The 23,030-nt window shown below is 68.6% G+C and carries 17 protein-coding genes and 1 pseudogene; 12 read left to right on the top strand and 6 right to left on the bottom strand.

All coding sequences use genetic code 11. From position 1 onward, the window contains the following. Window position 1: 1 nt before the first annotated feature. Together purE and OM977_RS05700 are read right to left on the bottom strand one after the other, a co-directional pair. The gene (gene purE / locus OM977_RS05695) at window positions 2-526 is read right to left on the bottom strand and encodes a 5-(carboxyamino)imidazole ribonucleotide mutase (protein WP_264357313.1); all 525 of its coding nucleotides are present in this window, start codon (window positions 524-526) and stop codon (window positions 2-4) included. Window positions 527-603: 77 nt separating this feature from the next. Continuing rightward, entirely contained in the window at window positions 604-1,752 is a 1,149-nt protein-coding gene (locus OM977_RS05700; RefSeq protein ID WP_264357314.1) for a 5-(carboxyamino)imidazole ribonucleotide synthase, read from the bottom strand. 278 nt (window positions 1,753-2,030) lie between these two features. On the opposite strand from OM977_RS05700, the gene OM977_RS05705 reads away from it, so the two are divergent. Next, window positions 2,031-2,600, top strand: a complete 570-nt coding sequence (locus OM977_RS05705) for a GtrA family protein (protein WP_264356551.1) — start codon at window positions 2,031-2,033, stop codon at window positions 2,598-2,600. Window positions 2,601-2,640: 40 nt separating this feature from the next. On the opposite strand, the gene OM977_RS05710 is transcribed toward OM977_RS05705, so the two are convergent. Next, complete coding sequence (locus tag OM977_RS05710; protein WP_264356552.1) at window positions 2,641-3,342, bottom strand: TIGR03089 family protein; 702 nt, start codon at window positions 3,340-3,342, stop codon at window positions 2,641-2,643. A gap of 363 nt (window positions 3,343-3,705) precedes the next feature. On the opposite strand from OM977_RS05710, the gene OM977_RS05715 reads away from it, so the two are divergent. The 3 genes from OM977_RS05715 to OM977_RS05725 are packed head-to-tail and all read left to right on the top strand — an operon-like array spanning window position 3,706 to window position 9,357. Continuing rightward, window positions 3,706-4,248 carry a WhiB family transcriptional regulator gene (locus OM977_RS05715; RefSeq protein WP_264356553.1) on the top strand — a complete coding sequence of 181 codons (543 nt, stop codon included), beginning with the start codon at window positions 3,706-3,708 and terminating at the stop codon, window positions 4,246-4,248. 29 nt (window positions 4,249-4,277) lie between these two features. Further along, window positions 4,278-7,655, top strand: coding sequence for a glycosyltransferase family 2 protein (locus OM977_RS05720; protein ID WP_264356554.1), 3,378 nt, complete (start codon window positions 4,278-4,280; stop codon window positions 7,653-7,655). Further along, window positions 7,648-9,357: a DUF5719 family protein gene (locus tag OM977_RS05725; RefSeq protein ID WP_264356555.1), complete on the top strand. Its 1,710-nt coding sequence runs from the start codon at window positions 7,648-7,650 to the stop codon at window positions 9,355-9,357. Before OM977_RS05720 ends, OM977_RS05725 begins: the two co-directional genes overlap by 8 nt. A 69-nt stretch (window positions 9,358-9,426) precedes the next feature. On the opposite strand, the gene OM977_RS05730 is transcribed toward OM977_RS05725, so the two are convergent. Continuing rightward, a complete protein-coding gene (locus OM977_RS05730; protein ID WP_264356556.1) occupies window positions 9,427-9,963 on the bottom strand; it encodes a metallopeptidase family protein in 537 nt (178 codons plus the stop codon). Window positions 9,964-10,074: 111 nt separating this feature from the next. Between OM977_RS05730 and OM977_RS05735 the strand changes: the two genes are divergently transcribed. The 6 genes and pseudogenes from OM977_RS05735 to OM977_RS05760 all read left to right on the top strand — a co-directional run. Beyond that, window positions 10,075-10,464, top strand: a complete 390-nt coding sequence (locus tag OM977_RS05735; RefSeq protein ID WP_264356557.1) for a DUF3499 domain-containing protein — start codon at window positions 10,075-10,077, stop codon at window positions 10,462-10,464. Between the two features lie 81 nt (window positions 10,465-10,545). Continuing rightward, on the top strand, window positions 10,546-10,776 hold the full coding sequence (locus tag OM977_RS05740; RefSeq protein ID WP_264356558.1) for a Trm112 family protein: 231 nt from the start codon (window positions 10,546-10,548) through the stop codon (window positions 10,774-10,776). 171 nt (window positions 10,777-10,947) lie between these two features. Further along, a complete protein-coding gene (ahcY, locus tag OM977_RS05745) occupies window positions 10,948-12,426 on the top strand; it encodes an adenosylhomocysteinase (RefSeq protein ID WP_264356559.1) in 1,479 nt (492 codons plus the stop codon). 146 nt (window positions 12,427-12,572) lie between these two features. After that, window positions 12,573-13,796, top strand: a complete 1,224-nt coding sequence (locus OM977_RS05750; RefSeq protein WP_264357315.1) for a L,D-transpeptidase — start codon at window positions 12,573-12,575, stop codon at window positions 13,794-13,796. A gap of 89 nt (window positions 13,797-13,885) precedes the next feature. After that, window positions 13,886-15,160, top strand: a complete 1,275-nt coding sequence (locus tag OM977_RS05755; RefSeq protein ID WP_264356560.1) for a L,D-transpeptidase — start codon at window positions 13,886-13,888, stop codon at window positions 15,158-15,160. Between the two features lie 177 nt (window positions 15,161-15,337). Beyond that, window positions 15,338-16,408 (top strand): annotated as a pseudogene (locus OM977_RS05760) (TIGR01906 family membrane protein); the annotation flags it as partial. 343 nt (window positions 16,409-16,751) lie between these two features. On the opposite strand, the gene OM977_RS05765 reads toward OM977_RS05760, so the two are convergent. Together OM977_RS05765 and OM977_RS05770 are read right to left on the bottom strand one after the other, a co-directional pair. After that, window positions 16,752-18,581 (bottom strand): AMP-dependent synthetase/ligase, encoded by a 1,830-nt coding sequence (locus OM977_RS05765; RefSeq protein WP_264356561.1) that lies wholly within the window; start codon window positions 18,579-18,581, stop codon window positions 16,752-16,754. Window positions 18,582-18,639: 58 nt separating this feature from the next. After that, a complete protein-coding gene (locus OM977_RS05770) occupies window positions 18,640-20,343 on the bottom strand; it encodes a dolichyl-phosphate-mannose--protein mannosyltransferase (RefSeq protein WP_264356562.1) in 1,704 nt (567 codons plus the stop codon). 75 nt (window positions 20,344-20,418) lie between these two features. Between OM977_RS05770 and rsmI the strand changes: the two genes are divergently transcribed. Beyond that, window positions 20,419-21,336, top strand: a complete 918-nt coding sequence (gene rsmI / locus OM977_RS05775) for a 16S rRNA (cytidine(1402)-2'-O)-methyltransferase (protein WP_442960701.1) — start codon at window positions 20,419-20,421, stop codon at window positions 21,334-21,336. A 192-nt stretch (window positions 21,337-21,528) separates the two neighbouring features. Then, window positions 21,529-23,028, top strand: a complete 1,500-nt coding sequence (locus OM977_RS05780) for an NAD-dependent succinate-semialdehyde dehydrogenase (RefSeq protein ID WP_264356564.1) — start codon at window positions 21,529-21,531, stop codon at window positions 23,026-23,028. Window positions 23,029-23,030 lie beyond the last annotated feature (2 nt).

Raw genomic sequence — 23,030 nt, forward strand, 5'->3', positions numbered from 1 at the left:
CTTAACGGCTGCCCCGCGGAACGACGTTTCCGTCGGCGAACACTTCGCTCACTTTTTGGCGGAGGTTGGCGCCTTTGCGCGAGGCGACGTCGTTGAGTTCCTGGGCGAACTCAACAAGGTCTGCCCGGAGCTGGACGGCCAGGCTGTCCGTGCCCGACGCCAGGATCCGCACGGCCAGCAATCCGGCGTTGCGCGCACCTGCGATGGACACGGTGGCGACCGGAACGCCCGCGGGCATCTGCACGATGGACAGCAGGGAATCCATGCCGTCGAGCGTCTTGAGCGGCACGGGCACGCCGATCACGGGAAGCGGCGTGACGGACGCGAGCATGCCGGGCAGGTGCGCTGCGCCGCCCGCTCCGGCAATAATGACCCGCAGTCCGCGCTGGTGCGCCGTCTGCCCGTAGCGGATCATTTCGGCGGGCATGCGGTGGGCGGAGACGACGTCGGCCTCAAAGGGGATGCCGAATTCGGCGAGGGCCTCGGCGGCGGCCTCCATCACGGGCCAGTCCGAGTCGGAGCCCATGACGAGTCCCACGAGGGGGTCACCGTTGCCGGCATTCTGCGATGCGCTGCCGGCGGTCTGCGTTTCGATGCTGGCGCTCATGCGGTCTCCTCGGAAAGTACTGATGGCATGCTGGCCTGAGCCCGTCCGGTGCTGATGATGTTGGCCACGGTGGTGGCCCGTGCCCTGACGGACCCGACCTCAGCCGTGGACGTGCCGACGAGGTTGACATGGCCGATCTTCCGGCCCGGCCGCACGGCCTTACCGTAACAGTGGACCTTGGCGGCGGGCTCGCTGGCGAGGGCAGCGGGGAAGGCGGAGAAGAGGTCCTGGTTGTCGCCGCCGAGGAAATTCTTCATGACGACGACGGGTCCGAGGACGTCCGTGGCGCCCAGCGGCAAGTTGAGGATGGCACGGAGGTGCTGTTCGAACTGGCTCGTGACCGAGCCATCCTGCGTCCAGTGGCCGGTGTTGTGCGGGCGCATGGCGAGTTCATTGATCAGGAAGCCTGCGCCGATGCCCGGGGTTTCGAACAGTTCAACGGCCATGACACCGGTGACGCCCAGCTCGGTGGCGATCCGGATAGCGGCGTTTTCCGCCGCGGCGGCCACCTCGAGCGGGATGTCCAGGGCAGGGGCAATGACTTCGTCGCATACGCCGTCGACCTGGATCGTGTGCACCACAGGCCACGCACGGGACTCGCCATCCGGGGTCCGGGCAACGAGGGCTGAGAGTTCGCGGCTGAACTCCACCTTGGCCTCGGCCAGCAGCGGAGTCATCGCGTCGAACCATGCGGCGGCCCCCGCGGCGTCCTCGGCGGAATCGATGATCCGCACGCCCTTGCCGTCATAGCCGCCCCGCGGGGTTTTCAGGACCACGGGCCAGCCGGTGTCGTCCCCGAAGGCAATGAGCTCCGCCAGGTCAGCGACGGCGGCCCAGCGCGGGTTGGGCAGTTCCAGCCGGTCGATGGCGGCGCGCATCACCAGTTTGTCCTGGGCGTTGACCAGGGCATCCGGGCCCGGGTGGACGTTCACGCCGGCCCGGATCAGGGCACGCAGGTGCTCGGTGGGGACATGCTCGTGGTCGAACGTCAGGACATCCACGCCCCGGGAGAACTCGAGGAGATGGTCCAGGTCGGTGTAATCACCGACCGGGGCGTTAGCCACGGCGGAGACCGCCGAGACATCCTCAGCTTCGGCAAGGACGCGGAGCTCGAAGCCCAGGGCAGTGGCTGCCGGGGCCATCATTCGGGCAAGTTGGCCGCCGCCAACAACACCGATTACAGGAAAAGTCACATCTCCCAGACTACCGAAAGCCTCGCCCTAACCCCGACTTTGCGGCGGCGGAGACAGGCGGGGCGGCGTATTCCGTCGTATTTCCAGCCCTGGCGGGACGGGCAGCGGGGGTGCCGGGCGCCAATTCCAACCGCAAGGGAAGCGCCAGGGCGGGGCACATGTCCGGCAATCGGCGCTAAAATGGGCCGTTGGCCCAAAGGCCGACAGTTCTGAGCAGGCCACGGAGGGTCATGAATATTACACTTACTGAGCGCATGCGCGGGCTGGCCTCGCTGTTTTGGCGCGAAGTGGCCAAGTTCGGTGCCGTGGGCGGTGTTGCGTTCGTCATAGACAACGGACTCACGTATTACCTGATGCACGGGCCGATGACCGACAGCGAGGCCAAGGCCCGACTCGTGGGCGCCAGCGTCGCCACGATCTTCTCCTGGATTGCCAACCGCTTCTGGACGTTCCGCCACCGCCGCCAGGACAATGTGGTGCGCGAGTTCCTGATGTTCATCCTCATCAACGGCATCGGCATCGGCATCTCCACCGGATTCACCGCGCTCGCCAAGTACGCGTTCGGTGTCACGGACAAGAACATGCTCTTCGCCGCCGGCATCGCCGGCATCCTCGTGGCAACAGTGGTGCGTTTCTTCGCTTACCGCTTCCTGGTGTTCAACAAGGAACTCGACGAAGAGCCGGAGTTCTCCCACGACCACGAAATCATCGAACGGCACCCGCACCCGCACACCCCCGACGGCGTCCGGGTACCGGAGCCGAAGGTCAAGGATCCGGAGCTGCCCGGCCACCAGTCCTAGCCGGGGCCGGTTCCCCGGCGCCAGCAGGTGGGGCCGGCTGCTAGGTGTCGACCCGTTCGGCGCTGAGCAGCTTGTCCGTCACTTCGACGTCGGGGTGCACCAGCACCACCGAACCGTCGTGCTTCCAGGCGCCCAGAGAACGGGCCAGGGCCGCCTCGAGGCCGTCCGCGGCGGGCACCAGCAGCCGCTGGGCTTCGTCCTGCAGTGCCGCGAACCCGTCCAGCAGGCCGCCGTGCGTGTGGGCAGTCCCGGCGGTGGTCAGCAGGGCCGGGCGGGAGGCTTCCGGCTCGATGTGCGGCATAAACACGTCACCATGGGACCGCACTTCCGCAGCGTAGTCGACGGCGCCGCTCGGTAGTTCGCCCGGCCAGCGCATGGCGAGGGCGGGCAGCGCCACCGCCAGGACGGCGTCGTACGCACCTTGGGCGGCGGCGGGGCCGGGGTCGGCGGTGGCCAGCAGGTCCGCTTCGCCCGCGTCGAGCACCAGCTCCATCCCCAGCTGCCAGGCCGCGAGGGCGAGGATCAGGGACTTCCAGTGCGCGGGCAGGTCCAGCCGGAGCCGCGTTCCGGGCTCGGCGTCGAGCTCGTCCTGCAGGAGGTTGCTGGTTTTAGCCACCCAGTTGTCCAGGACCCGGCCGGAGAGCTCCACGCGCTCGCCCTCCGGTCCGTACCAGGTGAGCCGCGGCGAGGTGGACTGGCCGGAGCGCAGGGCTGTCATCAGATCGAATGCCGGGATGCTCATGGGTTCATCTTGTCACGGCAGTTGTGCCGCGGGGCGCCCGGGTGTGATCTCTGTCATAGCCCCGCCCTGGGGGTCGGTTTCCGGCGCAGTGAGGATGCGCAACTACCGCGGAATTCCGGTAAAAACCGTTGAAAGTACTCAGTACGCTGATAATTGCAGGCCTGCAGCACCTCGGAAGGTTCGAAAGTGCGGGCGTGGCGTGCCCCCGGTTCGCGTCCGACCTTGATTATTATTCCCGCCGTGGCTTGACTCCCGGATACTTACACGCGTGTAATTAGGTATCGAAGGCCAATGCGCAGAAACCGGAACACATCCGAGTGTCCTAGGGACAGGCAGAGGCTGCAAAATCAGGAGGGAAACGCCATGGGGCTTGCAGAGCGTATCCATGAAGATGCCGTAGTTGCCGGCCAGGCGACGGCGAAATACCGTTCGCGCGGCGTGCCGAGTGATTGGTACGTAGATCCGGCCGACCCGGACGCAGCAGACCGCTACAACGAACACGCCAGGGACTCACTCCAGGACCAGGCCACGGCCTTCCTCGCGGCGCACGAACTTCTGGCCGGTAACCCGGACCAGGATAACGATCTGCACGACCCGCCGATGGAACTGCAGACCCTCCACGCAGGAACCACCGCGCAGCCGGTCTGGATCGGATTGCCGTCCCAGCAGGACTTCGACGATGAAGGTGAGCTCGGCTGGCAGACGGATGCGCTCTGTGCGCAGACGGACCCGGAGGCGTTCTTCCCCGAGAAGGGCGGCTCCACCCGCGACGCCAAGAAGGTCTGCGGCGCATGCAATGTACGTTCGCAGTGCCTCGAGTACGCCCTGTCCAACGACGAGCGTTTCGGGATCTGGGGCGGTCTCTCCGAGCGGGAGCGCCGCCGGCTTAGGAAGCGAGCAGTCTAATTCTTCAGGAAGTACGAGTCACCGCCGTCGTGGTCTCCCACGACGGCGGTGACTTCCTCCCCAGGACCCTGGCGGCGCTGGCGGGCCAGACCCGGCCGGCGGATGCTGTTATCGGCGTCGACACCGGTTCCCGTGACCATTCCGCGGCTCTCCTGGAACAGGCGTTGGGCAAGGCCAACGTCACGCACTTCGAGCAGCCCCGGAGCGGCATGGGCGCCGCCGTGGCAGCCGGGCTCAGCGCCCTCGCACCATGGCACACGGCCACCGGCACCGCCGCGGCCACCGGCGCCGCCGCGGAGGGCGGCGCCGACCAGCCCGGCACGGACTGGATCTGGCTGCTGCACGACGACGCCGCCCCGGCCCCCGAGGCCCTCGCCGAACTGCTGCACGCCGTGGAACGGGCCCCGTCGGTCACTGTCGCGGGCTGTAAACAACTCGACTGGCATGCCGAACGGCACCTGATCGACGTCGGGCTGTCCACCAGCCGCTGGGCTGAGCGGCTGACCCTGATCGACGCTGACGAACTCGACCAGGGCCAGTACGACGGCCGCACCGACACGTTCGCCGTTAATTCCGCCGGCATGCTCGTCCGCCGGGATGTCTGGGAGGATCTCGGAGGTTTTGACCCCGCGCTTCCCGGCAGCGGCGACGACATCGACTTCTGCTGGCGCAACCGGCTGGCCGGACACCGGGTGGTGGTGGTCCCGACCGCCAAAATGTTCCACGTTTCGCATCGCCCCCACGCGCTGGGCAACGCGAAGGCGGCCCGCAAGGCCCAGGTCCATCTGCGGCTCAAGCATGCGGCCGGCTGGCAGGTCCCGCTGCACGCGGCAGGCGCCCTCCTGGGAAGCCTTTTCAAACTTGTCCTAAGCATCGCCGTCAAAGACCCGGGCCACGGTTTCTCCCAGTTGCTTGCAACCTTGGTCGCCCTCGGACGCCCCGCAGCGGTGGTCCGAGGCCGCCGCAACGCAGCCAAGTCCCGCCGCATCCGCCGCTCCGTCATCAAGGGACTCCAGACACCGCGGCGCGAGGTCTGGGCCCACCGGCGCTCCCTGATGGAAGCCCTGGGAGCCGATGACGCCGCCGATGGCCTCGCCGGCGACGAGTTGGCCGACGAACCCAGCGGGGACTCATCGCAGGACTTCGCTGCCCTCGCCACCTCCGAGCGCGGCTGGGTGGGCAACGGTGCGCTGCTCGCCGTGCTCGTCACCACCGCCGCATCCCTGCTCGGGCTGCTCAACGTGTTCCGGGCCGACGCGGTCTCGGGCGGTGCGCTGATTCCGGTCTCGCTCCGGCTGGCCGAGATCTGGACCCATGCCTCCAGCTGGTGGATCAGCCTCGGTGCCGGACTCCCCGGCCACGGCGACCCCTTCGATTACGTGCTCTGGATCTTGGGCGTCCTTGGCGCCGGAGATGCCAACGCGGCGGTCCTCTGGCTGCTCATCCTCGCCATGCCGCTGTCCGCGCTCGGTGCCTGGCTGGCTGCCGGCGCACTGACGCAACGACGCCGGCTCCGCCTGGCAGCCGCTTTCTTCTGGGCCTGCGCACCGGCCCTTCAGGTGGCACTCAACCAGGGCCGCGTCGGCGCATTGTTGGCCCACGTGATGATGCCACTGCTGGTCCTCGCGTTGCTGCGCGCCACCGGCACGGCCGTCGGACGCGGGCGATATGCAGCTCCCGCACCGGGGGAGAAGCGCTTTACCGAGAAGCCTCCCGTCAAGCCCGGCATCAACGGAACCCCCTCCTGGACCGCGGCCGCCGCAGCCGGGCTCGCGCTCGCCGTCGTCACCGCGGCGGCCCCCGCCCTGCTGGTACCCGCCATCGTGGTGGTCATTCTGTGCGGCGTGCTCCTCGGCCGCCGGGGCCGCACGGTGTGGTGGGCACTGCTGCCCAGCGCGGCGCTCTTTGTACCCTTTGCCCTTTCCGTTCTCGACCGGCCGCGGGCCCTGCTGGCCGATCCGGGCCTGCCTTTGGGCTTCGACGCCGCGCCGCTCTGGCAGCAGGCGCTGGGCCAGCCGGTCCGGTTCGCCGCGGACGGCGGCCTCACCGGCCTTCCGGTCTTCGGCGGCAGCGCCGGCGGCCCGCTTGTGCCATGGGCCCTGCTGCTCGCCCTGCTGATCGGGCTGCCCGTCCTGCTGCTCGCGATCGCCGCGCTCTTCCTGCCCGGACGCCGCGCACGCGTGGCCCGGTGGCTCTTTGCGGGGTCAGTGCTCATGCTGGCCGGCGGCTGGCTCGCCGGGCACGTCGCCACCGGGGCCGGTGCCGGCGTCCTGGTCACTCCCTTCACCGGATCCGCCGTATCCGCCGCCGCGTTCGGAATCCTTGGCGCCGCCCTGCTCGGAACCGAAGGTCTGCTGGACGCCGCCGGCCGGGCCGCAGCAGCGACGGCCGGACGCAGGATCCTGATCCGCGCCACCGCCGCCGCCGCCACGGTCCTGCTGCTCGCCGGACCGCTCGCCGGACTCACGGCGTGGGCGGCGCAGAACCTCCTGCAGCCCGGGACCCCCGTTGCGGCGTCCGCCGCCGCGGGAAGCCTCGGCACCCCGCGGCTGGTCCAGCCGGCGACGCCCCGCGCCCTCCCGGCTACGGCGATCGACCGCGGCGAGGGCCCGGAACAGGCCCGGACCCTGATCATCTCCATCACCGGAGACGGCGGCTTCGATGCCACCCTGATGCGCGGTGCCGGTACCACCCTGGATGCGCTGTCCGCCGTCGCCGCGGCCCGGTCCATCCAGGGGGCGCCGGGGAACGAAACAGTCCGCGACGACGACGCCGTCGCCGGGTCCCTGCGCAGCGTGGTGGCGACGATCGTGGCCGGACAGGGAGTGGATCCCCGTGAAGACCTGGAACGGCTCGGAGTCGGCTTCGTGGTCCTGCGGGCTTCGGACACGGCGGCCCAGCTCACTTCCAGCCGGATGGACGCGGTCCCCGGGCTGGTCGCCGTCGGCAAGACCGACGCCGGCTGGCTGTGGCGGATCAGCCCCCTGAACCAGCCGGTCATCGAAGCCTCCGACGTCGCGCACCGCGTACGGATCGTCGACGGCGCCGGTGCGGCCATCGAACTGTTGCCCTCTGAAGCGGTGTCCGCCGGAGCCCCGGTCCCTGCCGGGCCGGAAGGCCGCCTCGTCGTACTCGCCGAACGCGCCGACCCGGGCTGGACTGCCTGGCTCGACGGCCGCCGCCTGACCGCCACGGCCTCGGGCTGGGCGCAGGCCTTCACCCTGCCGGCCGAGGGCGGCCAGCTGAGCATCCGCTACGAGGCGCCGTGGGCCCTCTGGGCGGGCATAGCCCAGGCCATCGTGATTGGCCTGACCGCCCTGCTCGCCATTCCCATGCCGGCGCGCCGGCCGAACACCGGGCTCTCACGGGACGAAGGCTCCCTGCGTAAGGAACATCAGCATGCATAAGGAATCCGGCGACGGCGAGAACGCCGGCCACGAAGCCGCGGAACAGGATGGATCAAAGCCGGCCAGCCGACGGGCAGCCGACTCGGCGGCGCCGGCGGGACGGCAACGCCGTCCGCGCGGCGGCACGGTGGCCGGCGTCCTGTCCGCCCTTGTGCTGGTTGCAGCGGGCGGCGGGCTCGTGTCGGCGGCCTCGCTGTCGCCGCAGGGCCCCGGCAGCAGCAGGCAGCTCGACGCGCCGCTGGCCGCCGTCCCCGCCGGCAGCAGCGTCGGCGTTTGTCCGGGTCCCGCGCGGCTGCTGGAAGGCACCCCGGTAGGCACCGATCCGCAGTTCAGTCCCGAATCTGGCACCGCAAACACCGTTGTGAACGCCGTGGTGCTCGGCTCCACCGCGGGAGAGCTCCCCGGCAGCCGGCTCGCCTCGCTGAAGGGCAAGACCCTGGTTGAGCTCGCTAAGGCCGCCGACCCGTCCGCGCCGGATACGCCCGCCGCCAAGCCCGCCGCCGGTTCGCCCGTGCTGCTGGCCGGGGTGGTACCGCAGCGCCCCGTCGACGCCGTCAGCGTCCTGAGCGCGGATGCCCAGGCGAACCGGCAGGCCTCCGCCGGTGCCCTGATGAGTTACACGGCCGGGGACGGCGACCTTCGCGGTTCAGCCGCCGCGGCCTGCCAGCAGCCGGCGAACGATCTGTGGCTGGTCGGCGCGAACACCGCGCTCGGCCGGACTGCCGTCCTGAACCTCACCAACGCCTCGACCACCCCGGCCACAGTCAGCCTCGACCTGTACGGCGCGAAGGGCCTGATCCAGGCCCCCGGAAGCCGGGGTCTCCTCGTTGCCCCCGGCACCACCCGCTCGGTCATCCTGGCCGGCCTGGCCCCGGGACAGCAACGGCTCGGCGTCCGGGTGCGCAGCGCCGGCGGTCCGGTGGCCGCCGTCATCCAGCAAAGCGTGCTGCGCGGACTCACCCCGGGCGGGGTGGACTTCATCGTGCCGGGAACCGCTCCCGCCGTCCGCCAGGTGATCGCCGGCGTGGATATCCAGGACCCCGCCGCGCTGGCGACCCTGACTGCGAAACCGGGTTTCGCGGATGCCGGACCATCACTGCAAATCGCGGTGCCCGGATCCGCCGACGCCGTCGTGGCCATCAAGCTCTACGGCCGCGACGGGCAGAAGGCCCTGCCCGGTGGCGGCGTCGTGAAGGCGACGGCCGGCTCGGTCACCGAAGTCTCGCTGGCCGGTGTGCCGGCTGGCTATTACACGGTCGAAGCCAGCTCGGACGTCTCCTTCACCGCTGCCGCCCGGGTCACCAAGGGGCTCGCCTCCGAGGATGCCGCGGATCTCGCCTGGTCCCCGGCCTCGGCCAGGCTCGGAAGCCAGCACGTCGTGCCCCTACCCACCACCGGGGACCGCTATCTGGTCTTCGGGGCCCCGGACGGGCGGGCCACGATCTCCTACACGCCGATTACGGCCGACGGAAAGATCCGATCGGCCGCCGCCGCGGACATGGCCGGCGGCACCACGGCCTCCATTAAGGTGCCCGCCGACGTGGACGGTTCGCCGGTCGTCGGGTATCTGCTCTCCGCCGCCGGCGAGGCGGCCTATGGCGCCGTGCTGCTGCAGCAGGACGGCACGCAGGACATCTCAACGGTCGCGGTGGCGCCCGGTGCCGCCGGCCAGGAACAGGTCCCGGTCACGCTGGGATACTGACTCTGGCCGGTACGCAGCTGCTGCTGCAGGGGCCATCGGGTGCGGTGCCGGCCGGCGGCGCCCGCCGGGTCAGTAGCGGCGGCGGTACACCGGGTCGAGGGATTCGGGCGGCACGCCAAGCATCTCGGCCGTGCGCTCCACGACGACGTCGTGCACGAGGTCCTGCAGTTCCTCCCGGCTGCCGCAGGCCTGTTCGACGACGAGCCGGAAGAGCGTAATGACCGGACCCTCTTCCTCAGTCGCCGGGCTGTAAGCTCCCATCGGGGCAGGGGCACCATCCGCAACGAGTTGTTCCAGGCCCGGAGGGATCTCGTCCACGGCGAAGCGCACGCCGTCCAGCGGTTTGCCCCAGATGTCATGGAGCCGCTGGGCCGAGTCGAGGACGAAATCGTCGAAGCGCTCGGAGCGTGTCCGGTATGCCGGCAGGGTGGGCAGCATGAGTTCGCCCCGAAGGCCGCGCCCGTGCCTGTTCCTGCGCCGCTGCCGGAATCCCCTTGGCGCGGCGCCGCGACCGGAACCGGCCGGGGCAGCGGAAACGTCGCCGGCTGCGGCGGCGGGGTCAGCCAAGCGGACCGTAAAACCCGGATCTTGGTGCGATGACTGCATATGTTGACTCTAAACCCGGCGGATGATTTACGCGATATGGCCCCCGCGACCCGCCGCGGGAGGTCCCCGGGTGCGGGAATCCGGCGCGGAAGGGGAGTAGTCTGTGATGTCGTGGGTGCCATTCGTCTTTGTTCAAGGTCAGCCTGCCGCAATTCGGCGGTGGCCACTTTGACGTACGTCTATGCGGACTCCACCGCAGTGCTGGGGCCCCTGGCCACCTACGCCGAACCGCACTGCTATGACCTGTGCGAGCAGCATGCCGGATCCCTGACCGTCCCGCGTGGCTGGGAAGTCCTTCGGCTGGCCATGCCGGCAACCCCGGCGGGGCCCGGCCCGGACGACCTGCTGGCGCTGGCAAACGCCGTCCGCGAGGCAGCTTCGCGTCCCCGCGCGTCGGACCCGGTCCCGGGCCAGCGGAGCGCGCACCCCGCCCTGGAGGCGCCCGCCGCGGCGGAAGGCACCCGCAGGGGGCACCTGCGCATTTTGCGCGAACCATCGTGAGCTGCAACTGGCGGTAGGCTTGGAACTGCAAAATCCGTAAGCCACCGGCGCCTGCTGCGGCGCCCACCAGGAGCGTTCACCATGCCGAATCTCAGTCCTGAGCTCTTGTCTGTCCTCCGATGCCCCGTCACTGGATCCGCCCTGGTCCAGGAGGGCGAGGAGCTCGTCGCGACGGCGGCAGACGATTCCGGCGCGAAGCCGCGCTACCGCATCGAGGACGGTATCCCGCTGCTGCTGCCGCCGGAGCTGCTCCCGGCTGCCACCGCTGCGCCCTCCGACCAGCACGACGCCGGGCCCCGCGCCGCGGGTTAGGGCAAGGACGGGACCAGCAGCAGCAAGGCCCGTCCCGCGGCGGCCCCCGCCCGGACCTGTCCTTCCGCGCCAATCCCCGAAACAAGCGGCGCCGAACTACTTCCAGTCACCGACACGCAAGGTCACAGCCACCCGGCCACCGACGACCAGCCGGCAACACAAAGGATTCACATGACTCTCGACTACAAGATCGCGGACATCTCCCTGGCCGAAGCCGGCCGCCACCAGATCCGCCTGGCCGAGCACGAAATGCCCGGCCTGATGTCCCTGCGCGCGGAATTCGGCGCCAGCCAGCCGCTCAAGGGCGCACGGATCGCCGGCTCCCTGCACATGACGGTGCAGACCGCGGTGCTGATCGAGACCCTCACCGCCCTTGGCGCCGAGGTCCGCTGGGCGTCCTGCAACATCTTCTCCACCCAGGACGAGGCAGCGGCCGCCGTTGTGGTGGGCAACGGAACCGTCGAGGACCCGCAGGGCGTCCCGGTCTTCGCCTGGAAGGGCGAAACCCTCGAGGAATACTGGTGGACCGCCCAGCAGATCCTCACGTGGCCGGGCGCGGACACCGACCCGGACCTCGGCGCGAACATGATCCTTGACGACGGCGGCGACGCCACGATGCTGGTGCACAAGGGCGTCGAATTCGAAGCGCTCGGAGCCGTGCCGGACGCCGCTGCCGATGAATCCGAAGAAGGCCGGATCTTCCTGGACGTGCTGCGCGCCTCACTGCAGGAGGACGCCCAGAGGTGGACCAGGATCGGCTCCCGCCTGCTCGGCGTCACCGAGGAAACCACCACCGGCGTGCACCGCCTGTACCAGCTGGCCGAGCAGGGAAAGCTGCTGTTCCCGGCGATCAATGTCAACGACTCGGTTACCAAGAGCAAGTTCGACAACAAGTACGGCATCCGCCACTCGCTGCCGGACGGCATCAACCGCGCCACCGATGTCCTCATGGGCGGCAAGGTCGCCGTCGTCTGCGGCTACGGCGACGTCGGCAAGGGTGCCGCGGAAGCCTTCCGCGGCCAGGGGTCCCGGGTAATCGTGACCGAGATCGACCCGATCTGCGCGCTCCAAGCCGCCATGGACGGGTATCAGGTCGCGAAGCTGGAATCCGTGCTCAGCGAGGGCCACATCTTCATCACCACCACCGGCAACAAGGACGTCATCATGGCCGAGCACATGGCCGGCATGCGCGACAAGGCCATCGTGGGCAACATCGGCCATTTCGACAACGAGATCGACATGGCCGGACTCGGCCGGATCCCCGGCATCAAGAAGGTCGAGATCAAGCCGCAGGTGCATGAGTGGATCTTCGATGAAGGTACCCCGGCAGCACGGTCCATCATCGTCCTCTCCGAGGGCCGGTTGTTGAACCTCGGCAACGCCACCGGGCACCCCTCGTTCGTAATGAGCAACTCCTTCGCCAACCAGACGATCGCGCAGATTGAACTGTTCACCAAGCGGGACCAGCCCGAGGGCGGGCGCGAGTACGAAAAGCAGGTCTACGTGCTGCCGAAGATTCTCGACGAGAAGGTCGCCCGGCTGCATCTGGACGCCCTCGGCGTCGAACTGACCGAGCTGTCCAAGGAGCAGGCCGAGTACCTGGACCTGGATGTGGCCGGTCCGTTCAAGCCGGAGCACTACCGCTACTAGGAGCAAGCACAGCTGGAAGGGGCTTCCGGACCGCCCGGTCCGGAGCCCCTTCTTCGTGACCGTATCGTGGCGGAACCGGCCGGTGGATTGGGCCACGGGTTCGCTTATGCTGGCAAGGTAACGTCTGGAAGGACCTGAGTATCGTGATCGCCCCGGAAGGCTGGAGCACCGGCCGCAAGCTCGTCCTGCTCGGAGCGGTTTGCGCCCTGGCGGCCGGCGGCGGAGTGTTTGCCGCGGCAGGTCCGCTGGCCCACCCGACCTTCGCGTCCGAGGCCGCGTCGCCGGAACGTTCGACGCCGGGACTGGCCTTCCCCGTGGTGGCCCCGGTCAGGCTGGATGTCTCCCCGGCCAAGGCCGCCACGCAGGTCAACCCGGGCGCGCCGGTGACCTTGAAAGTCAGCAACGGAAAAATCGAGCGGGTGGCCCTCACCAGCGATTCCGGCGGCGCGGTAAAGGGCAGCCTCAGTGCCGCCGGCGCCAGCTGGACAGCGTCGGAGCCGCTGAAATTCAATACCCGCTACACGTACACGTTCTCCGTGCTGGATGACGCCGGGCGCAAGAGCAACACCACGCAAAGCTTCACCACGGTCTCCACCGCCAATGAGGCCGACGCCGCGATCTACCCGCTGGACGGCATGAAGGTCGGCGTCGCGCAGCCCCTGCAGATCACTTTCAGCGAACCGGTCCTGAACCGGGACGCCGTCGAGAAGGCCATCAAGATCACCTCCACGTCCGGGCAGGCGGGTGACTTCCACTGGTTCAGCGACACGATGGTCAGGTACCGTCCGGAGAGTTTCTGGGCGGCAAACAGCACCATCACGATGGACATGCAGCTGTTCGGCGTGGACCTCGGCAAGGGGCAGATCGGCAACTTCAACAAGAAGGTCACCGTCCACATCGGCGACAAGAAGGTCGCCATCGCCGACGCGACCGCGCACACGTTCACGGCCAGCATCAACGACCAGCAGGTCGGCAAATGGCCTGCGACCATGGGCGACACCCGGTTCCCTTCTGCCCGCGGGTACCTTGTGTTCATGGAGAAGTACCGCGTGGAGCACATGGATGCGTCCACCATCGGGCTCAAGCCGGGCGACCCCGCGTACTACGGCCAGCTCGACGTCAACTTCGCCACGCGCTTGACCACAAGCGGGGAGTTCATCCACCAGGCCACGGACTCGGCCATGCCCTTTCTCGGCAAGGCAAACCTTTCGCACGGCTGCGTCGGCCTCGGGCCGGACGGTGCGCAATGGGTGTTCGACAATATGACCACCGGTGACGTGGTCCAGGTGGTCAACACCGAAGGAGACTTCGCCGCCTTCGACGACGGCTACGGGGATTGGAACATCCCCTGGGCGCAGTACGCGAACTGAGGCGAAAGGCCGCGGACGGCTGCGCGGACGCCAGGAGTGGAAATTCGGTTGGGGGACGGAAGATGGAAGAAATGATGAAGGTTCGAGGTATGGGGCGCCGACGCGAGGAGACCGTGAGCGGTCCGCGGTCCGGCGGCCCGGCCAACGGAAAGTCCGCCAGGAAAATGGCCGCCGTGCTGCTGCTCTGCGCGGCGGTCGGCGCCGGCGGGATCGGTGTCGCCAGCTCCCCGGGCTGGGCCGGCGGTGCCATGCCCTCGGAATCGTCATCGCCCATGCGGAACGTTCCCGGCCTCGGCGCCCCGGTGGTTAAACCCGTCGAGCTGGGCGTTACCCCCACCGATGATGCCAAAGACGTCAACCCTGCCGCGGCAGCCTCCGTCAAGGCCGTCAACGGCCTCGTAAAGGACGTCGTGCTGGAACCTGTCGACGGCGGGGACCGGGTACCGGGGACAACCAGCCCCGACGAATCCACCTGGACCGCGCAGGATCCACTGGAATTCGACACCCGTTACACATACTCCTTCACGATCGTCGACGAAGCGGGCCGGGAGACGAAGAAATCCCAGACCTTCAGCACGGTGGCCAAAGCCAACGAGGCCGATGCTGCGGTGTACCCCCGCAACGGCACCACCGTCGGCGCGGGACAGCCCATTGAGATTGTCTTCAGTGAGCCCGTCCTGAACAAGGAGGCGATGGAGAAGGCGGTTACCGTCACCGCTTCTTCGGGCCAGGCCGTCGCGTGGCGCTGGTATTCGGACCGGCGGGTGCGAATCCGTCCCGAGGCGTTCTGGGCCGCGAACACCCAAGTCACGGTCGACCTGAAGCTCTTCGGCGTGGATTTCGGCAACAAGATGATCGGCAACTCCAACGTCCTGGTGTCCTTCAAGGTGGGGCCGCAGCGCCTCGCCGTCGTGGATGACATCACCAAGACGATGAAGGTGTACTTCGACGGGCAGTTGGTCCGGACCGCGCCGGTGACACTGGGGGATGACGACTGGCTCTCACCCAGCGGCTTTGCCGTCATCATGGAGCAGGAACGGCACTCTAAATTCAACGCTGGAAGCATCGGCTTGAAGCCCGGAGACAAGGGTTACTACCCGCCGCTGACCGTGGAATATGCCAACCGGCTGACAAGCTCCGGTGTCTACGTCCACCAGGCCCTCGAGTCGGCCTGGCGGGCAGTGGGCCGGTCCAACGTCTCGCACGGCTGCGTTGGCCTGCTCCCCGCGGACGCCGCTTGGTTCTTCAACAATATGACGAGCGGTGACGTGGTCCAGACGCTCAATACCGGCGCCCCGCCGGTGGAGCCGCTGGAGGGCTTCGGCGACTGGAACATCCCGTGGGCGCAGTACGCGAAACGCTGACGGCGCGCCCGCCCCGCAGCCGCCTTCGGTCCGGCGAAAATCGCCGCCGTAATCCCGGCGGGCCCCCGGGGTGGCACCTCGCCCGCCCGGAGGGTCTGGCGGTAGGCTCGGAACCAGAGATATTGCGTTGCCAGGCGCAGGCCGGGCGGCACGGAAGCCTACGGAAGCGAAGCTGCAGTGACTGACACAAGTCCCACCTCTCCGGATCGACAGGGTCCGCGCCTGGATCCCGCCGATGACAGCGACGAGCCCGCCTTCGACTGGATGAAACCGGCACCGGCGGGCACGGAGGAACCCGACAACGACGCCGGACGCGCCGGAGCGAGCGCTGTCCCGGAAACCGGCGTTGCCGGGGCGAGCGCTGTCCCGGAAACCGGCGTTGCCGGGACGAGTGCCGCGCCGGGCCGCCGCGCCGACCGCAAGGCCGCCGATGCCGCGGCCGCGTCACCGGATCCGCGGGAGGAGCCGCTGCACACTTCCGCCCTCCAGATCCGCCCACCCCAGGAAGAGGTGGAACGCCGGAACGCCGAACGCGAACACGCGGCGAACACCAAGCCCGTCCTGCCGCGCGTCATGCAGGTCCTGCTGGCCATTTGCTTCCCGATCATCCTGCTGGTCCTGGCCGTCCGGGCCGTCACCAGCCCCCTGTTCCTGTGGGTCGAGTACAACCGTCCAGGCTTCCCGGGCGACGGCTACGGCTTCAGCACGGACGACCGGATGACGTACGGCTCCTACGCCGTGGACTATCTCAGCAACTGGTCCGGCCCGCGTTACCTTGGAGAGCTCGTCGACCGCAGCGGCGACCAGCTTTTCAAGGAAGGCGAAGTCAGCCACATGGCGGACGTCAAGCTCGTCATCCTGGCCGCTTTCGGTGCCGGCGTCCTGCTGATGCTTTTCAGCGTCATCGCCATCGCCTACCTGCGGCGCCGCAGCACCGGGGGAGTACGCCGTGGCCTGTTTGCCGGCTCCATCGTCACCCTCGGTCTCATCATCGGCCTGGCGGTGCTCGCCGTTCTCAGCTGGGAGCAGTTCTTCACCGAGTTCCACCGGCTGTTCTTCGCCAATGGCACCTGGACCTTCTCTCTGCAGGACACCCTGATCCGCTTGTTCCCGGGCCAGTTCTGGGTGGACGCCGGCATCGTCATCGGGGCCCTGGTCCTGCTCACCTCCCTGGTGACGCTGATCCTCACCTGGCCCACCCGGAAGCGCCGCGGCCTGCCCAGGAGAGGTGCCGCAGCGGGCAGCGCCGCCGGGGACCGCCAGTCAACGGACTTCACTTCCGAGGACGGCGCGCCCGAGGACGGCGCGCCCGTGGAGGACGCGGCTGCGGAGGGGACGGCGACGGGGGAGCCAGCCGAAGAATCCGGCGGAATGCGTTCACGCTTCAAGCGCGCCAAAGCGCGGAAGGCCGAAGCGAACGCGGCTACTGCTGAGGGACCGGACGGGGCGGCAGCCAGCGAGGCCGGAACCGGGGCGGCTGCGGGAACGGACCAGTCAGAAGCGGACGGCAAGCCTTCCCGGGGCCATTCCAGCACCGTCTAGGCCAGGCACCGCCCGGGCAATACGCCGCCGCCGGGTTGAACGCTGTGCGTTAGCCGTAGATCCGGGCGATATGCGCCTGGAAATCCCGCACGACGGCGTCCCTCTTGAGTTTCAGGGACGGCGTCAGGTGCCCGGATTCCACGCTGAAGTCGGCGTCCAGCAGCACGAAGCTGCGGATGGACTCCGCCTGGGACACAAGCGAGTTTGCCTCGTCGATGGCCCCCTGGATGGCAGCCCGGACCCGTTCGTCGCCCGTCGCATCGGCCACGGAAATCGGGGCGATCCGCTGCGTGGCGCACCAGTTCTCCAGGCCTTCGGGATCCAGGTTCACCAGCGCCGAAACGAACGGCCTGCCGTCGCCGAGGACCACCGCCTGGCCCACGAGCTGATGCTCGCGGATCTTTTCCTCCAGCGGCCCCGGGGCCACGTTCTTGCCACCTGCCGTCACCAGCAGGTCCTTCTTCCTCCCGGTTATGGTCAGGAAGCCGTCCTCGTCCAGAGACCCGAGGTCTCCGGTCCGGAAGAAGCCGTCCACGAACGCTTCGGCGTTGGCGGCAGCGTTGGCGTGGTAACCCTTGAAGACGCCGATCCCCTTCACCAGGATCTCGCCGTCCTCCGCGATCCGGATGGTGGTACCCGGGACCGGAATGCCGACAGTCCCCACCTTGGTCCGGGTCGGGGTGTTGGCCGTGCAGGGCGCCGTGGTTTCGGTCAGTCCATAGCCTTCCAGGACCGGGATGCCCGCGCCGCGGAAGAAGTGGGCGTCGTTCGCGCTCAACGGGCTGGCGCCGGAGACGGTGTAGCGGAGCTGCCCCCCGAACGCCTGCCGAAGCTTCGGATACAGCAGCCGTTCGAAAAGGGCATGCTTGGCGCGGACTGCCGGGCCGGGTCCGGTGCCTGTCCCTCGTGCCGCGGCGTCCACGGCCTTCGAATAGTTAATGGCTACGGCGGCGGCCGCTCCGAACAGCCGTTGCTTGCCCGCCAGCGCCGCTTTGTGCGCGGCTCCGGTGTGGATTTTTTCGAAAACCCTGGGCACCGCCAGCAGGAACGTGGGCTTGAAACTGGACAGGTCCTCCAGGAGTTCCTTCGCGTTGGAGGTGTGGCCCAGGGTGGTCCCGGCGCTGAGGCAGACGACCTGCACGGCGCGGGCCAGGACATGGGCCAGCGGGAGGAACATCAGGGTGCGGGAGCGGGGCTGCAGCAGAAGTTCGGGCAGGAACAGCACCATGTTCCTGGCCACGAGGGCGAAGTTCCCGTGGGTGATCTCGCACCCCTTGGGCCGGCCCGTGGTTCCAGAGGTGTACACCAGCGAGGCCACGTCCGCCAGGTCCGCCGCGGTCCGGTGCCGTTCCAGCTCCGTGCTGCTCACGCCGGTCCCGGCGGCGGCGAGGGTGGCCAGGTTGGGGGCGGCGCCGTCGTGGTCCATCCGGACGACCGGGACCAGACGGTCGCCGAGCAGCCGGGAGTTGTCCAGGACGTCCCGGAAGAGGCTGACCGTGGCCTCATTTTCCGCGAAGACGCGCCGGGCGCCGGAGTCATGGAGGATCCATTCGACCTGGTTGGGGGAGGACGTCTCGTAGATGGGAACCGTCACGCCGCCGGCAAACCAGATGGCAAAGTCCACCACCGTCCACTCGTAGCGGGTCCCTGACATGACCGCCACCGTTTCTCCCGGGGCGAGGCCGCCGGCAATGAGGCCCTTGGCCAGGGCCGTGACCTGGTTGAGGAACTGCTGGGCGGAGACGTCGGCCCAGCCGGCCGGTCCCTTGCGGGAATAGAGCGCCGAGACCGGATCCTTGGCATGTTGTGCCAGCAGCAGGTCCGTCACGTTGCTGTTCGGATCGAGCTCCACGAGCAGTCCGGTACTTGCTTCTCTCACAGCCGGGTCTCCGTTCCGCGTCCGCCGGGCGGCGGCGGACCTACCCTGCAATCCTGCCCTAGATCCAGGACGGCATCCACATCCGGAACCGCCAGTCCTGGTAGGGAATAGTCTCGGCTGCCCAGACCGGGTAGAAGAAGGCGGACACCACAACGGCCGTGACCACAAAGAGCGTCACGATGTACAAACCGGAGCGACGGCGCCAGAGCGGGTCCGTCCGCTTGCCCAGCACGAGGCCCAGGCAATAGACGAGGGCGAGGATCAGGAACGGCTCGAAGGATACGGCGTAGAAGAAGAACATGGTGCGGTCCGGATACAGAAACCAGGGCAGGTAGCCAGCGGCGACGCCCGCGAGGACCGCCCCGGCCCGCCAGTCCCGCCGGCCGGCCCACCAGAAGAGCAGGACACCCAGGGAGATCGCGGCGCTCCACCAGATCACTGGGTTGCCCACCGAGAGGATGGCTGTGGCGCAGCTGCCTGTTCCGCAGCCGGGGCTGCCCGGTTGGGGGGATTCGTAGAAGAATGAGGTGGGCCGGCCGAGCACCAGCCAGCTCCAGGCGCTTGCCTCGTAGGGATGGTCCGCGCTGAGCCCCTGATGGAACTTGTACGCTTCAAGGTGGTAGTGGGCCAGGGACCGCACCGCGTTGGGCAGCCACCCCCATTCCGCAGACGGGCTGGTCTCCGCCCAGTGCCGGAAATAGGCGTCCCGGGACCGGAACCAGCCGGTCCAGCTCGCGGCGTAGGTGAGTGCCGCGACCGGGACGATGCTCAGGAACGCCGGAACGCCGTCCTTGAGGATCCCGCCGCTGATCCAGCCGTGGATTCCGGCGGTCCGTCGTGCACTCAGGTCCCAGAAGACGGTCAACAGTCCAAACCCGGCAAGGAAGAACAGGGCGGACCATTTGGTCCCGACCGCGAGGCCCAGGCACACGCCCGCCAGAATGCGCCACCACCGGATGCCAAGCCAGGGGCCGGAGGCGAGCTGAAGGGCCGACGGCCTGCCGTCGGGGGAGGAGGCGGCCTGCCGGCCGAGCCGTACCGCGAGCCGGCGCCGGCCGTCGTGGCGGTCCAGCAGCAGGGCTCCAAACGCGGCCAGCACCCAGAACATCAGGAAGATATCCAACAGGGACGTTCGGGACATCACCAGGTGGTGCCCGTCGATCGCCAGCAGCACGCCGGCCACCGCCCCGAGGGTCAGCGAGCTGAACAGTTTCTGCGCGATCAGGGCCAGCAGGAAAATCGACAGCGTTCCGGTCAGGGCCGCTCCGAACCGCCATCCGAAGGGGTTGTCCGGGCCGAAGAGCCACATTCCCGCGGCGATCATCCATTTGCCCACCGGCGGGTGGACCACGTACTCGGGAGTGTCCAGCAGAACCCCGGGGTTGCCGGCGATGAAGGAATCGTTGGCCTTCTCCGGCCAGGCCCGCTCGTAGCCGCTGACCAGGAAGGAATAGCCGTCCTTGACGTAGTAGGTTTCGTCGAAGACCAGATTGCGGGGCGTGTCCAGCCGGACGAAGCGCAGGATGCCGCCGAGGGCGGCGGTGATGGCAGGGATCAGCCAGAACCACAGGCGCAGCGACGGCGGATAGTCCCGCCAGCTCTGAATACCGCCGAGGAGGCGCTCCCTGAGAGCTTCGGGGGTATAGGCCTCCGCGGGGCGGCTGATCCAGCGGTGCCCCTCCAGATTGCGTCCGGAAGGGGCCGTGGAGGGCGCCGGTCCGGCTGAACCGGCCTCGGCGGGCCGCGTGGGGGTCTGCGTCACGTTGCCATGCTACCTTTTGCAGCTGGGCGCCGGCCGCCCGCCGGCCCGCAGTAGGCTGGTCGTGTGGACCATGACATGAGCACTTCCCCGAATCAGGCCGGCGACGCCGGAGATCAGCCCGCTGTTCCGGACGGCGTTCCGGCGGCCGCGACGCCGGCAGGCCCCGGCCGGATCGTGCTGGCGGCTACGCCGATCGGCAACGTCGGTGACGCTTCGGCGCGGCTGATCGAACTGCTGACGACGGCGGACATCGTCGCGGCGGAGGACACCAGGCGGCTGCACCGGCTGGTCCAGGGCCTGGGCGTCACCGTCGGTGGCCGCGTGATCAGCTACCACGAGCACAACGAGGTGGCGAAGACCGGCGAGCTCCTGGATCAGGTCCGGTCCGGGAAGACCCTGGTGATGGTCACCGATGCCGGCATGCCGTCCGTCTCGGATCCGGGTTTCCGGCTGGTCGAAGGGGCCGTTGCGGCCGGGCTCACGGTCACCGCCGTCCCCGGGCCCTCGGCCGTGCTCACGGCATTGGCCCTGTCCGGGCTGCCGACGGACCGCTTCTGCTTCGAGGGCTTCCTGCCGCGGAAGGCCGGTGAACGGTCTTCCCGGCTGGCGGACCTTGATGCCGAGCGCCGCACCATGGTGTTCTTTGAAGCCCCGCACCGGCTGGAGCCGATGCTCCGCGCCCTGCGCGAGCGGTTCGGTGCGGACCGCAGGGCTGCCGTCTGCCGGGAACTGACCAAGACGTACGAGGAAGTCATCCGCGGCAGCCTCCGCGAACTGCTGGAGTGGGCCGAGAGCAACGAGGTGCGCGGTGAGATTGCCGTCGTCGTCGGAGGGGCCCCGGAACGGGAACCGGGCAAGCCGGAGGACCACGTGGCAGCCGTCAACGCACTGATTGCCCAGGGGATTCGGCTGAAGGAAGCGGTCGCCGCGGTGGCCGAAGAGAGCCGGGTCAGCAAGCGGGAGCTCTACTCCGCGGTGCTCGCTGCCCGCTGATCCGGCCGCATGCGGCCGCCGGGCGATCGACCGCGTGGCTGTGCAGCTGCACAGCGGATCCCCGTGGCTGTAGTGCGGGCATGCGTAGACATCCCGGAGAATGCGGCAGTACCGTGATGGTAAATCCAGCGCTGGCGCCCAGCGCCGGAGCCAACCAAAGTTCACCCCGAATTGCCGACGAGGGAGTCAATCGTGACCGTAACTGCCCAGCCCAATGTGACCGCTGAGCGCGAGAGCGCGCTGCTGGCCTCTGTTCCGACGGGCCTGCTGATTGACGGGCAGTGGCGCCCGGCTGCCTCGGGAAAGACCTTTGACGTTGAGGACCCCTCGACCGGCAAGGTGCTGCTGAGCATCGCCGACGCGGGGCCCGAGGATGGTGCCGCCGCGCTGGATGCCGCCGCCGCCGCCCAGGAGTCCTGGGCGAAGGTGCCCCCGCGGCAGCGTGGCGAGATCCTGCGCAAAGCCTTCGAACTGGTCACCGAGCGTGCCGAGGACTTCGCGCTGCTGATGACCCTCGAGATGGGCAAGCCGCTCGCGGAGGCACGCGGTGAAGTCACCTACGGTGCCGAGTTCCTGCGCTGGTTCTCCGAGGAAGCCGTCCGCGCCTTTGGCCGCTACTCCGTCTCCCCGGACGGGAAGTCCCGGCTCCTGGTGACGAAGAAGCCGGTGGGCCCCTGCCTCCTGATCACCCCGTGGAACTTCCCGCTGGCGATGGCCACCCGTAAGATTGCGCCGGCCGTGGCCGCAGGGTGCACCATGGTGCTCAAGTCCGCGAACCTCACCCCGCTGACCTCGCAGCTGTTTGCCGCCGTGATGATGGAGGCCGGCCTGCCGGCCGGTGTCCTGAACGTGATCCCCACGTCCACCGCCGGCGCCACAACGGGTCCGCTGATCAAGGATTCCCGGCTGCGCAAGCTTTCCTTCACCGGTTCCACCGAAGTCGGCCGCCGGCTGCTCGCCGACGCCTCCGAGACGGTCCTGCGGACCTCGATGGAGCTCGGCGGCAACGCCCCGTTCGTCGTGTTCGAGGACGCCGACGTCGATGCCGCCGTCGCCGGGGCGATGCTGGCAAAGCTGCGGAACATGGGCGAGGCCTGCACCGCCGCGAACCGCTTCATCGTGCACGAGTCCGTCGCGGACGAGTTTGCCGAGAAGTTTGCCGCGAAAATGGGCGGGATGACCACAGCCCGGGGAACGGAAGCGGAGTCCAAGGTGGGACCGCTGATCGATGCGAAGAGCCGGAACAAGGTGCACGAACTGGTCAGCGATGCTGTTTCCTCCGGTGCCGTGGCGATCGTCGGCGGCGGCCCGGTGGACGGGCCGGGGTACTTCTACCAGCCCACCATTCTGAAGGGCGTCTCCGAGGGCACCCGGATCCTGTCCGAGGAAATCTTCGGTCCGGTCGCACCGATCATCACGTTCTCCACCGAAGACGAGGCCGTGCGGCTGGCCAACAACACTGAGTACGGGCTGGTGGCTTACGTCTTTACCAAGGACCTGAACCGCGGCCTCCGGATGGGCGAACGCCTCGAAACCGGCATGCTGGGCCTGAACGCAGGCGTGATCTCCAACGCGGCGGCACCGTTTGGCGGGGTCAAGCAGTCCGGCCTCGGACGTGAAGGCGGCCTGGAGGGCATCGAGGAATACCTCTACACGCAGTACATCGGCATCGCCGACCCCTACGCCGTCTAACG

The organism is Pseudarthrobacter sp. MM222, assembly GCF_947090775.1.
Classification (GTDB): domain Bacteria; phylum Actinomycetota; class Actinomycetes; order Actinomycetales; family Micrococcaceae; genus Arthrobacter.

What these genes read in the sequence shown, in the direction of transcription:
- OM977_RS05755 (WP_264356560.1), top strand. Translation starts at nt 13,886, where the DNA reads ATGGGGCGCCGACGCGAGGAGACCGTGAGCGGTCCGCGGTCCGGCGGC.
- OM977_RS05740 (WP_264356558.1), top strand. Translation starts at nt 10,546, where the DNA reads ATGCCGAATCTCAGTCCTGAGCTCTTGTCTGTCCTCCGATGCCCCGTC.
- OM977_RS05725 (WP_264356555.1), top strand. Translation starts at nt 7,648, where the DNA reads ATGCATAAGGAATCCGGCGACGGCGAGAACGCCGGCCACGAAGCCGCG.
- OM977_RS05730 (WP_264356556.1), bottom strand. Translation starts at nt 9,963, where the DNA reads ATGCAGTCATCGCACCAAGATCCGGGTTTTACGGTCCGCTTGGCTGAC.
- rsmI (WP_442960701.1), top strand. Translation starts at nt 20,419, where the DNA reads ATGAGCACTTCCCCGAATCAGGCCGGCGACGCCGGAGATCAGCCCGCT.
- OM977_RS05705 (WP_264356551.1), top strand. Translation starts at nt 2,031, where the DNA reads ATGAATATTACACTTACTGAGCGCATGCGCGGGCTGGCCTCGCTGTTT.
- OM977_RS05715 (WP_264356553.1), top strand. Translation starts at nt 3,706, where the DNA reads ATGGGGCTTGCAGAGCGTATCCATGAAGATGCCGTAGTTGCCGGCCAG.
- OM977_RS05700 (WP_264357314.1), bottom strand. Translation starts at nt 1,752, where the DNA reads ATGATGGCCCCGGCAGCCACTGCCCTGGGCTTCGAGCTCCGCGTCCTT.
- ahcY (WP_264356559.1), top strand. Translation starts at nt 10,948, where the DNA reads ATGACTCTCGACTACAAGATCGCGGACATCTCCCTGGCCGAAGCCGGC.
- OM977_RS05710 (WP_264356552.1), bottom strand. Translation starts at nt 3,342, where the DNA reads ATGAGCATCCCGGCATTCGATCTGATGACAGCCCTGCGCTCCGGCCAG.
- purE (WP_264357313.1), bottom strand. Translation starts at nt 526, where the DNA reads ATGGGCTCCGACTCGGACTGGCCCGTGATGGAGGCCGCCGCCGAGGCC.